This window comes from Chryseobacterium paludis, assembly GCF_025403485.1.
Classification (GTDB): Bacteria; Bacteroidota; Bacteroidia; order Flavobacteriales; family Weeksellaceae; genus Chryseobacterium; species Chryseobacterium paludis.
The window spans coordinates 2,654,896-2,666,928 of the sequence record NZ_CP099966.1 but is presented as its reverse complement, the minus strand read 5'-3'; the positions used below and the strand labels follow the sequence as shown (position 1 = coordinate 2,666,928).

At 36.8% G+C, this 12,033-nt stretch carries 12 protein-coding genes; 2 read left to right on the top strand and 10 right to left on the bottom strand.

What is annotated here, in order from left to right; genetic code table 11:
- Window positions 1-17 precede the first annotated feature (17 nt).
- The 7 genes from NG806_RS12025 to NG806_RS11995 are packed head-to-tail and all read right to left on the bottom strand — an operon-like array spanning window position 18 to window position 8,213.
- Window positions 18-1,493 carry a CoA-acylating methylmalonate-semialdehyde dehydrogenase gene (locus NG806_RS12025; protein ID WP_261509829.1) on the bottom strand — a complete coding sequence of 492 codons (1,476 nt, stop codon included), beginning with the start codon at window positions 1,491-1,493 and terminating at the stop codon, window positions 18-20.
- 17 nt (window positions 1,494-1,510) lie between these two features.
- Window positions 1,511-3,391 (bottom strand): 3D-(3,5/4)-trihydroxycyclohexane-1,2-dione acylhydrolase (decyclizing), encoded by a 1,881-nt coding sequence (gene iolD / locus NG806_RS12020; RefSeq protein ID WP_261509828.1) that lies wholly within the window; start codon window positions 3,389-3,391, stop codon window positions 1,511-1,513.
- Window positions 3,392-3,411: 20 nt separating this feature from the next.
- Window positions 3,412-4,416, bottom strand: a complete 1,005-nt coding sequence (iolC, locus tag NG806_RS12015) for a 5-dehydro-2-deoxygluconokinase (RefSeq protein WP_214828289.1) — start codon at window positions 4,414-4,416, stop codon at window positions 3,412-3,414.
- Between the two features lie 12 nt (window positions 4,417-4,428).
- Entirely contained in the window at window positions 4,429-5,304 is an 876-nt protein-coding gene (iolB, locus tag NG806_RS12010) for a 5-deoxy-glucuronate isomerase (RefSeq protein WP_214828305.1), read from the bottom strand.
- 28 nt (window positions 5,305-5,332) lie between these two features.
- Window positions 5,333-6,364: a Gfo/Idh/MocA family oxidoreductase gene (locus NG806_RS12005; RefSeq protein WP_261509827.1), complete on the bottom strand. Its 1,032-nt coding sequence runs from the start codon at window positions 6,362-6,364 to the stop codon at window positions 5,333-5,335.
- 24 nt (window positions 6,365-6,388) lie between these two features.
- Window positions 6,389-7,270 (bottom strand): myo-inosose-2 dehydratase, encoded by an 882-nt coding sequence (iolE, locus tag NG806_RS12000; protein ID WP_261509826.1) that lies wholly within the window; start codon window positions 7,268-7,270, stop codon window positions 6,389-6,391.
- Window positions 7,271-7,274: 4 nt separating this feature from the next.
- A complete protein-coding gene (locus NG806_RS11995; RefSeq protein ID WP_214828313.1) occupies window positions 7,275-8,213 on the bottom strand; it encodes a class II fructose-bisphosphate aldolase in 939 nt (312 codons plus the stop codon).
- A 248-nt stretch (window positions 8,214-8,461) separates the two neighbouring features.
- Between NG806_RS11995 and NG806_RS11990 the strand changes: the two genes are divergently transcribed.
- Window positions 8,462-9,511, top strand: a complete 1,050-nt coding sequence (locus NG806_RS11990) for a LacI family DNA-binding transcriptional regulator (RefSeq protein ID WP_261509824.1) — start codon at window positions 8,462-8,464, stop codon at window positions 9,509-9,511.
- 139 nt (window positions 9,512-9,650) lie between these two features.
- Here the strand turns inward: NG806_RS11990 and NG806_RS11985 are convergent, their stop codons facing one another.
- Window positions 9,651-10,250 carry a nitroreductase family protein gene (locus tag NG806_RS11985; protein ID WP_261509823.1) on the bottom strand — a complete coding sequence of 200 codons (600 nt, stop codon included), beginning with the start codon at window positions 10,248-10,250 and terminating at the stop codon, window positions 9,651-9,653.
- Window positions 10,251-10,335: 85 nt separating this feature from the next.
- On the opposite strand from NG806_RS11985, the gene NG806_RS11980 reads away from it, so the two are divergent.
- Window positions 10,336-10,683 (top strand): winged helix-turn-helix transcriptional regulator, encoded by a 348-nt coding sequence (locus NG806_RS11980; protein WP_214828321.1) that lies wholly within the window; start codon window positions 10,336-10,338, stop codon window positions 10,681-10,683.
- On the opposite strand, the gene NG806_RS11975 is transcribed toward NG806_RS11980, so the two are convergent.
- Together NG806_RS11975 and NG806_RS11970 are read right to left on the bottom strand one after the other, a co-directional pair.
- Window positions 10,680-11,258, bottom strand: coding sequence for an RsmD family RNA methyltransferase (locus tag NG806_RS11975; protein WP_214828336.1), 579 nt, complete (start codon window positions 11,256-11,258; stop codon window positions 10,680-10,682). The two genes, NG806_RS11980 and NG806_RS11975, sit on opposite strands and share 4 nt — an antisense overlap.
- Window positions 11,259-11,316: 58 nt before the next feature.
- Window positions 11,317-12,033, bottom strand: coding sequence for a DUF3822 family protein (locus NG806_RS11970; RefSeq protein WP_214828339.1), 717 nt, complete (start codon window positions 12,031-12,033; stop codon window positions 11,317-11,319).

The following is a 12,033-nucleotide window of genomic DNA, read 5'->3' as shown; positions in this document are numbered from 1 at the left end:
GGATATTGATAAGAATTTTAAAAAGTCCTAGACCAGTTTTTTGGCCAACGTTCGATAACAACTTTTGTCTGAGTGTAAAATTCTATTCCATGACGACCCTGTGCATGAAGATCTCCGAAGAAAGAATCTTTCCATCCTGAGAATGGGAATTGAGCAACAGGAGCAGCAACCCCAACGTTGATTCCAATATTCCCGGCCATAGCTTCATTACGGAATTTACGGGCTGAAAGACCATCCTGTGTAAATATACACGCCATGTTGCCATAACGTCCACTATTGATAAATTGGATAGAATCCTCCAGGGATTTAAAATTTAGCAGACTCATGACAGGTCCAAAAATTTCCGTGGAGATAAATTCTTTTCCTAATGGAATATTTTCAAGAATAGAAGGATAAAGGAAGTGGCCGTTTTCATAACCTGAGACTTTTTTTTGAGTTCCATCTACCAGAAAATTAGCTCCTTCACTGAGTCCCTTCTGGATAAGTTCTTCTATTCTGGTTTTACTTTCTTTGGAGATCACAGGGCCCATTTCGATTCCCGCTTCCATCCCATATCCTACTTTTCTGGATTTGGCAGCTTCTACCAATGCTTCTTTGTAATTTTTATCGTCTCCAATTGTGATTACAAGGGAGGCAGCAAGACAACGTTGACCGGCGCAGCCATATACCGAATCGGTAATGATTTTTGTTGTCATCTCGATGTCTGCATCAGGCATAATGACAATAGGATTTTTAGCACCCCCTTGCGCCTGAACACGTTTCCCGTATTTGGCACCTTCGGAGTAGATGTATTTGGCTACATTTGTAGAACCAACAAAGCTGACGGCTTTTACATCAGGATGTTGAAGCATAGCATCCACAGATTCTTTTCCGCCATGTACCAGATTTAAAATTCCTTTTGGAAGATCAATATTGTTATGAATAAGATCGAATACATACTGCATGGTAGTAGGTACCTTTTCTGAAGATTTTAAAATGAATGAATTACCTGTTGCAATAGCATACGGAAGGAACCAAAAGGGAATCATTCCGGGAAAATTAAATGGTGTAATACAGACGCATACACCTAAAGGCTGTCTGATCATAAATTCATCAATACCAGAAGCTATATTTTCTGAAAATTCAGATTGATTCATGACATAAGTACCGCATGCTACCTCAATATTTTCAATGGCGCGCTGGATTTCTCCTAAAGATTCGGTATAGGTTTTTCCACATTCGGAGGTGATCAATTTAGCAATCTCTTCTTTATGATTTTCCAAAAGGGTCTTCATTTTGAAAAGCGGCTGTACTCTTTTCATAGCGGGAATATCTTTCCATTCCAAATAGGCCTGATGGGCATATTCTATTACTTTATTGACATCTTTTGCAGTGTCCGGTCCATAGGGTACCTTTGCGATGAGTTCCTGAGTAGCCGGATTATGTACCGAAAGGTTTTGGGTGCTGCTACTGCTTTTCCATTCTCCGTTGATATAATTTTTTAATTGATCCATATGGGTTTTATTATTAATTAATATTGATTAGGTTTTATATATTGTCTTTGCTTTTGTTTATTAAGCTCATATTGTTTTCGGGCTTCATTCACTTCAGGAAAGACAGATATTTCGGGTATAGGCACTTCCCACCATGAATATTCATAGCCCTGCATTTTTCTGTCCCGAATAGTTTCTGCATAGATAACAGTTGTTTGATTATTGCTTTTTGCGTTGACCAGACTTTCTTTAAATTCATCCATATTTTGAGGACGGTAAACTATTGCTCCAAGACTTTCAGCATTTGTTGCTAAATCTGTCATAAGGGGATCTCCGTCAAGCTGACCTGTTATTTCATTTCTATAATTGAAATAGGTTCCGAAACCTTCACCTCCAACAGAATTTGAAAGCCCTCCAATAGAAGCATAACCGCTGTTATTGATTAATATCACGGTGATTTTATATCCTTCCTGTAGACTTGTTACTAGATCCGATGGCATCATAAGGTAGGTAGCATCACCGCACATTACATATATTTCCCGGTCTGGAGCAGCCATTTTAGCACCAAGTCCACCGGGAATTTCATATCCCATGCATGAGTTGCCATATTCCAGATGGAATCCCTTTGAGCTCTTGGTCCGCCATAATTTATGTAAATCTCCTGGCAAAGAACCTGCAGCACATAACACTACATCTTGATCGTCTATAAAATCATTTAATGCACCAATATATTCTGCCTGTACGGGATAGTCAGGATTTTCACATAAATAAGCTTTCGTTACTATCCCATCCCACTCATAATGATAAGCTCGGATTCTTTCCACATAATCACTTCCAGTATAATAATCCCCTAACATTTCTTTCAGTATTTTCAGGATCTCTCTGGCATCTCCCTGTAAAGGAACTGCACTATGTTTAAAGGCATCAATTTCTGCAATATTGATATTAATAAAGGTAACGTCGGGGTTTTGCCAAGCCGACTTTGAGGCCGACATAAAATCTCCATAACGGGTACCTATACCGATGACTAGGTCTGTTTCTCTGGCGATTTCATTGGCTCCTTTAGTACCTGTTCCTCCCATTGCTCCTAAATTAAGCGGATGTTGGTAATGTAAAGAACCCTTTCCGCCATAGGTTTCTGCAACAGGAATTCCATGTTGCTCGACAAAAGATTTCAGCTCTTCTTCTGCTTCGGAGTAAATGACTCCTCCACCCGCGATCAACATCGGTTTTTTCGCTTTTTTTATAAGGTGTACTGCTTTTTTTAATAATTGCTGATCTGGAATAGGTCTGGGAATGTACCATATTCTTTTTTCAAAAAGCTGAGTCGGGAAATCATAAGCTTCCGTCTGTACATCATGCGGAAGAGCGAGGGTAACAGCACCAGTTTCAGCCGGAGAAGTAAGGACACGCATCGCTTCCAGTAATGAGGAAGTAAGTTGTTCGGGACGCTGAATACGATCCCAGTATTTTGAGATAGGTTTAAAACAATCGTTGACAGAAATATCCTGCGTTTGGCTAACTTCTAATTGCTGCAATAGAGGAGAAGCAGAGCGGGTGGCAAAAAAATCTCCCGGTAGCAGTAGTACAGGTAATCTATTGATCGTGGCACCTGCTGCTGCAGTGACCATGTTAAGTGCTCCCGGACCTATAGAAGTAGTACAGACAAATGTCTGCATTCTATTTTTCATTTTTGCATAGGCAGCGGCAGTATGCACCATTGCCTGTTCATGGCGGCTCTGATAATATTTAAAATCATGATTCTGTTTCAGTGCTTCACCTAATCCAGCTACATTTCCATGTCCAAAAATTCCAAAACATCCTGCAAAAAACTGTAATTCTTTATCGTCTCTTTTTGTGTATTGATTTTTTAAAAATTCTATGGTGGCCTGTGCCACGGTTAATCTTTTTGTATCCATGATTTCGGTGCTTGATCGATTTAAAAATTTCCATTATCTTCAATAAACTGAATAATCTCCGGATAAGTAGGAGCAAAGTTGCTGCATCCCTGCTTGGTGACCATCCAGGCCCCACAGGCATTTGCCAGACGGGCAGATTGGTAGGTATCCCAACCTTGAAGATATCCGTATACAAATCCGGAGGCAAATGCATCTCCTGCACCCAGTACATTAACAACTTCTACAGGAAAGCCAGGAATAGTTTCTATCCTTCCATCTGGATAATATGCTGTAACGCCTTTGGGGCCTGTTTTTACTAAAAGAAGTTTGATTCCAGAATGTAATACCTGTCTGATCACAGTGTTGATATCGCCTTCGATAGTAGGAGAGGAGATGGCACTGTCGGTTATTTTCACTTGGTTAGAATCCGTAAGTCCCATTGCTAAAAGCTCTTCTTCTGTTCCCATTACAATATCACATAAGGGTAAATACTGACGTAAAGTGACTCCAAATGCACGTACATCATGCCATAAACTGGCCCTGAAATCGATATCCAGAAAAATAGTGATACCTTTTGCTTTTGCTTTTTCTGTTGCATAGATCGCAGCGCTTCGGGTAGGTTCTATGGAAAGTGCTGTACCAGTCATTAAAAATGATTTATATTGATCAAAGTCTATGGTATTTACCATGTCGATGGTCATATAATTGTCAGGGGCTTTATCCCGGTAAAATACAAGCGGGAATTTATCAGGAGGTACAATACCGCATACTACAGCCGTACTCGTTGTCCCTTCGATAGTATTTATATAAGAGGTATCTACATTTTCCAATTTCAATGTATTAATGATAAAACCGCCTATAGGATCATTTCCTACACCTGTTACTATACTTGTTTTAAGACCAAGTCTTTGTGCTCCTATAGAAATATTGACGGGTGATCCGCCAATGGCAGTGGTCAATTCTTTGATATCATTAAATTCAGCACCGATATTTTTGGAATATAAATCTATACTTGCTCTTCCGAATGTTAGTAAATCAAATTTCATTTTAACTTTGTATTAATCGTTCTGTTGATTGTTCATTGCTGAGGTTACTAATGGAAGGCGGGAATCTTTTCCCTTCCATGAATCGAAAATCCATTCGAGGTCACTATCTGTAGTGTTGGCCAGAGATTGATCGGTTCCTGCCAAGAAGTTTAAATAATAACAGTGGTAGCCGTGTTCTGCTGCAACAGGATGGTAGCCTTTAGGAATCAATACGGCATCATTATTTCTTGTCCGTAGGATTTCATCTATAGGATCTGCGTCATTTTTTGTATAAACCTGCTGGATAGCATACGCTTCTGGCTTTTGGAATTTGTAAAAGTAGATCTCTTCCAGTTGTGCCTCCCGTAACTGTCCGCTATCATCTAGAATTCTTTCATCGTGCTTGTGAGCCGGAAAAGAGCTCCAATTTCCTGAAGGAGTGTAAACCTCTCTGCATACCAGTCGCGAACATTTGAATCCCGGAGGAATTAAATCGTTAAACTGACGGGTAGCATTGTCTCCACCAAAAATCACAGTAGGTGTTTCTTCCGGGGTTACCAGTTGGGGTTCAAAATCATCATCGGCTCTGCACCAACTGTAGGCAATATCCAACTTATCGGAAGTTGATATAAGAATGAATGTTGTTTTGCGGGGAAGATACAGCGTATGTGCAACACCTCTGAACACATCTTTACGCCCGTTTTTTATTTCCCAGCTTCCTCTGTTGCTTTCTACGATATAATTACCGGATAATAATACAATGACCATTTCATTTTCACCGGTATCATAAGTCCATGTTTCGTTCAGCTCCATGAGGCGAGCTCCAAAATTTAACCAATTCCAGTCTGCATTTTTAGCAGATATGTTTTGATAAATTTTCTGATCTGTAGGTTTTCTGATAAGGTTCATTTGCATGTTTTTTTGATAATTAAGAATCTTAAGAAAGTAGGTCGGATATGATTACCGGCTTTTTTTCTTTGAATGATTTGGTTAATGCTGTAGCTACCAAAGTGGCATTGGTTGCATTATTCATAGTAAGTTCAGGTTGTTTGTTTTCCAGTACATGGTTTACAAAAGCTTGGATCTGTATTAGAAAAGCAGTTTGAAACCTGTCGAAAAAAGTTTCCATTCCTTCTCTTCTGATACCGTGTTTATCGGATATCTGAAGCATGTTTTTTGCTGGTGGATCACCTATTTTTAGGTTTCCTTCTGTGGCGAAGATCTCTGTACAGGTATTATGACCGAAGGAAGATGTTCTGGAAGCTGTTAATACTGCCATTGTTCCATTTTCTAATTCGCACATAGAACTGGTATTATCAGCATCTCCTGCTAGTGCGAATTCAGGGAATCTGTAGGCACCACCTAATGCCCATACTTTTTGGATTCTGGAGCCTAAGAACCAATGGGCAAGATCAATATCATGAACATTATAATCATGAAAAATGCCACCTCCAGTTGTACAGAATTTAATTTGAAATGGAGCAAAAGTGTCTTTATCTATTGTTTGAGAATGTATAAGGTAGGGTGTGCCTACCAATCCTTCATTGATTTTAGCCTTAGCGTCTGCATAGCTTACATCGAATCTTCGGACAAATCCTAACATGGTAATTCTGTCCGGGTGTTTGGCAACTGCTTTTTCCACACGAATGCAGTCTTCGATGTTAAGAGCGAGAGGTTTTTCACAAAAAACATGATAACCGGCTTGTACTGCTTTAATAATGGCATCGGCATGCTGATCTGTAGATGTAACAATAACTACAGCATCCATTTCCTCTTGTTGTTCAAGCATTTGCTCATAAGAAGCATATAAATTCGGGACATTGTATCTGTCTTTTACATAATCTAATTCCTCCTTTCTGATACTGCATGCCGCTACAAGATTGGCATTGGGCACAAGGTAAGTGATGTTTTTAGCATATTCTTTACCTAGTCTTCCCAATCCTACAATTCCGATATTCAGTTTTTTCATCTTCTATCTTCTACTTTTTTTACTTTAAAACTTTAAGGTTTCCGTTATAAATTGATATCCTTTTTTTGCATATTCAAACGGATTTGCTTTGCCTGGATCTTGTTCTGCTTCCACAACAATCCACCCTTTGTAGTCACTACTGTGGATAATTTTTGATAGAGCCTGCATATCAAGATCACCATCTCCTGGTACTGTATATATCCCTAGCTTTACAGATTTTAAAAAACTATTATTGTCTTTATACATGTTGTCCTTTACATCTTTTCTTACATCCTTAAAGTGAATATGCGCTGTACGTCCTATGAATTTTGTTAATGCTTCTGCAGGATTTTCGTTGGCAAAATCAAAATGTCCACAGTCATAATTAAGTTTTACATATTTTTCATCAGTCTCATTGAACAAACGTTCTACCTCCTCTTGGGTTTGCACCATGGTGCCCATATGATGATGGTAAGAAAGCTGAATTCCAAAATCATTCAGCGCAATTTTTCCAAGCTCAGTTAATCCTTCAGTCAGTTTTTTCCAATCTTCATTGGACACTTTTTTACGCTGTGTAATAGGGGTATTAAATTCTCCATGAATTGTGTTTCCACACTCTGCACCACCCACTACTTTTGTATTAAAATGCTTAAGAAAATTGAGCTGTTTAATAAAATCCTGTTTTACCTGTTCATAAGGTTTTGTAGTAAGCTCATAGCTGAACCACTTATTACAGATTGTAAGACCTCTTATATCCAGATATTTTTTTAAAACATTGGGATCTTTCGGATATTTGTTTCCGATTTCACAACCTTGATATCCGGCCAATGCCATTTCGCTAATGCATTGTTCAAAAGTGATATTCCCTCCTAATTCGGGCATATCATCATTGGTCCAGCCAATAGGGGCTATTCCTAATTGTATCATAGTGTTATTTATATAATGCTGATTTATTGATGTTACCTAAAATCTCAAATTTTTTAGTCAAAAGAACCTCCAGTTCTTCCATATACTGTCGACCGGCCTTAAGAGGATCAAGATGTTCGGGAGAATCTTGAAAATATTCTCTGAAGATCCTTATCCAGAGAATCCTCAGATCTGTAGCAATATTCAGTTTACAGACTCCATAGCTGATGGCTTTTCTTATTTCGTCCTCGGTAATACCTTTTGCGTCTTCTTTGATGTTTCCTCCAGCGATATTAATCCGTTTTATCTCTTCAATATCTATAGAGGAAGCCCCATGTAAAACAATCGGGAAATTAGGGACCCTTTTTTGGATGTCTTCCAGTAAATCGAGACGCAGGCCTTTTCCTCCTGAAAATTTATAAGCACCATGACTTGTGCCAATGGCTACGGCAAGACTGTCGCAATGGGTTTTCTTTACAAAATACTCTACATCGGCAGGATTAGTGTACAATGCATTTTCTTCCTCTATATTGAGATGATCTTCAATACCGCTTAGTACACCAAGTTCCGCTTCTACTGCAATGTTTTTTTGATGAGCCTGGTCTACCACTAATTTCGTTCTTTCAATATTCTTTTCCAAAGGATCATGGGATGCATCAATCATTACAGAAGTATACTCACCGGAATCAATGGCATTATTGATATGAGGCTCATTGCCATGATCAAGATGCATGGCAAAAACAACATTCGGATATATTTTTGTTGCAGACTTGATACAGTTGACCAGCATTATGGGATTCATGTATTCTCTTGCAGCGGGTGTGGTTTGTATAATAAAGGGGGCATTCAATTTTTGAGCTGTGCTGAACAGCCCATGAATCTGTTCGGGACTGGATATATTGATCGCCGGAATACAAAACTTTCCATAGGCTTTTTTAAAAAGGATAACGGGATTAATTTTCATCTGTGCTAATAAATATTTTTATTATTGTTTTATCAATAAATACGTTTTGTTTTTGATAAAATATCGATTGTGTTCGAACACGAATTTATATATTTATTTATAATACGCAAAATTTTTAGTGATAATTTATTTTTTTAATTTTATTTTTATGTGTTTAAGGTGGATTATCCAACGTTTTTTGGTGTAATAAAAAATGGAGGTATTTTTTTATATTTGTTATCCTTATATTCATCTAAAAAACAGGTAATTTGACAATTAAAGATATAGCCCGGCTGGCTGGCGTTTCTCCTGGAACGGTTGACAGAATACTGCATAAAAGAGGCGGAGTCTCAAAAGATGCGGAAAAAAAAGTTCTTGAGATCATCGAACAGGTTGGCGGATTTACCCCCAATGTTATTGCCCGGAATCTGGTACTTAATAAAGTATATCAGATTGCCGTTTTAATGCCGCTTTTTAATGCGGAAAGCCCCTTTTGGCAATATCCTAAAGAGGGTGTACTGAAAGCTATAGAAGAAGTTTCCAGTTATGGGATGAAGGTTAATATTTCGTATTTTGACGAATTTGATGTCGAAACATACAAGAAAGCACTGGATGAAATTTTAAAAGATAAAAACCTGGATGGAATTATCATTGCTCCTCATTTTACAAGAGAGACTCTCGACAGAAAATCACAGTTGGAAGCGCTGAATATACCATACGTTTTTATGAATGTGCCACTTACTGGACTTAATAATATATCTTTTGTAGGGCAAGACTCTTTTGGAAGCGGCCGTCTTGCAGCGAAGCTTTTCCATATTTCTCAAAATACCAGAAAACCAAGGATTATAGTAGTAGAAGTATTGGAAGATTTTGAAAATTATTATGGTTTAGATCAGCGTGTAAAAGGTTTTATAAGTTTTTTCGCAGACCATCCTTCCTATTTTAAGATCGATAAGCTGAGGGTTCCCAATAAAAATAGCCAGGTTTTTTATCAATTGTTGGAAGAAAGCCTTAAAATGTATGATGATATTGGTGGGATGTTTTTTCCATCTAATGCACTTACAAAGGCCGGGAAGTATTTTGATATGCACCAGATAAAGCTGGATATGGTTGTAGGATATGATATGACAGAAGAAAATAAAGAATATATGAATAAGGGTATTTTTACCTTTTTAATCTGTCAGGAACCTTTTCAACAAGGATATAAAAGCATTAAATTAATGTTTGAACATTTAATATATGGAAAGAAACTTAACAGAGTTTACCATTCACCGATACAGATTCTGGCTAAAGAAAACTTAGAATATTACATTGATTGATTCATGTCTGTTATAAAAAGAGACCGCATCAAAACTCTTGAAAACGGTCTTTTTATTTTTTTGATCGACCTTCTATTGAAGGGATTTTCAAATTGAAGATTCTCAACCCATATCATTAGTTGCGAAACAAATTTTTTCTTTATACCTCGAAAATTACCGTTTCGGATTTCAATCTTTTCTTTGTGGTTACCATTGGATGATTGGTATCGTCTTCTGATCTTTCACCAATTGCAACAGCAAAGAGGGTTTCGTAAGAATCATTTTTTAGAATATCATCATATTTATCCGTTTCAATTCCTTCCATTGGCGTTGAATCTATTCCCATGTCTGCGCAAGCGGAAAGCAAAATTCCTAAAGAAAGATATACCTGATGTGCCAGCCATGATTTTATTTCTATTTCGCCTTTAGGTTTTACCATAGTTCTGTAATAATTTATAGAGCCCTCTGGTAGATTTTCTTCTATCTGTTTTTCAAAATCTTCAACATTTTTCAAAACCTGAAAAGCAATTAGATGACTGCTATCCAATATCTTTTCTTTGTTAAAGTAAGATACTTCTGCTAATTCTTTTTTGACCTGATTGTCATTTATAAAGACAAAATTCCATGGTTGGCTATTAATAGACGATGGACTCAGGTTAAGAATTTCTTTCAACTGAAGTATTTGTTCACTACTTACTTTACCTTGTGGATTATACTTTTTTACAGTATATCTTGTTTTCATTTTGTTTAAAAAGTTCATAATTTTTATACTATATTTTTTATAGTTGCAAAACTAATGTAAGTTTACTATCTTTGCAATAACGGTCAAAAATGATAGTATTAAAATGTATACAATAGATAATAAAACATACCCATGCTGTACAAGCGTAACGATGAAATTTATAGGTGGCAAATGGAAAGCTGTAATTTTATATCACCTCATTGAGGGAACAAAAAGATATAATGAGATCAGAAAAGATATTCCAACGATTACAGAGCGAACGTTGAGTCTTCAGTTAAAGCAATTAGAAGAAGATGGAATTATCAGTAGGAAGGTTTTTACTGCTAAACCACCGTTGGTCGTAGAATATTCCCTAACAGATTTTGGAAAAACCTTATTACCTGTTTTAAATGAAATTACAAAATGGGGTGAAGATGCAATATCAATATCAAAAAAAATAGCCAGAAATTAAATTTCCTGGCTACTAGCATCTATTTTATTTGGTTCAAAAAAGCTGAAACTTACATTTCCATACTTTCGTGTGTCTATCAGGTTGGGATGATCGAATTTAAAACGGCTTTGGTGTTCTATAATTAAAACTCCGTTTTCTTTCAGGTACTTATTGTGTAATACCAGAGAAATAATTTCATGGTATTTCTTTTCTTCAGTTTCAAAAGGAGCATCAGCAAAAGCGATCTCAAATGATTTTTTATTCCTGAACTTCTTTAGCCAATCGGTAACATCGCCTCTCTGTACATTAATCTGTGAAGACATATCTAACTCAGAAGCTGTCGAATTAATGAAGCTTGTGTGTTTTGGGTTCAGTTCTACAGAAGTTACATCCTGGCAGCCTCTTGAGGCAAATTCTAATGAAATAGAACCGATGCCAGCAAAGAGATCAAGTACAGAGATCGACTGCATATCGTATTTGTTTTCCAAAATACTGAATAGAGCTTCCTTTGCAAAGTCTGTAGTTGGCCTTACATCGAAATTTTTAGGAGCGGCTATTTTTTTGGCTTTCCAACGGCCTGAGATTATTCTGTACATGTTGTTTAGTAGTTAGATTGTAGGTAATGGGTAGCAGGTATTATTTGCTGCCTATAACCTAGTTAAGTATGAAATTCTTATTAGGAACATTATCAAATACAATTTTCAAATTCTTTACGAACTTTTGCAGTTCAGAAATGAAGGTTTCGTTTTCCGTAGTTTCTCCGTATGCATAGAAATTAGTTTCATTTATTCCAAAGCCTATTTTACTTAAAGTAAACATAACGAAGTAAAGAAAGTCAACCTCTGAATTTACATCCAGGTTATTGTATAAGATGAGTTTTTTATTGTCGATTGCAAAAAACTCACATTGATTATGATAAAGATTAATGTGAATTTCTTTATTATTTTTATTATTGATCGAGTTTAAAAACTTTTCTCCCGAAAAATTAAAGTGAACAGGAATTGCCAACTCTTTTATTTTCTTGTAAAAAGCTTTTGGAAAAGTATAATAGAACTGGATCCTGAACTTTTTATTTAAAGAAAGCATAAGCTCTTCATTCTCCTTATCAACGGGAGCGTTAAAAGAGATCAGGTCATATCCCGCCTCATGCTCTGAAAAACCTTCAGGCATTAATGTAAAATGATTAAAAGCTGAAATAACAGAAATTTCATCGAATCTTTGTTTAATTAAAACTTCATCCAGTTTTTCAGCGATAAAATCCTTAGGAGATTCTTCAGTAACGAAATAGGATTTTTCCTCCAAAATGCTCTTGTTTTTGGCAATTTGGTAGATTAATCCGTCTTTTGTGAAAAGTAAATTAAGTACGTTCAT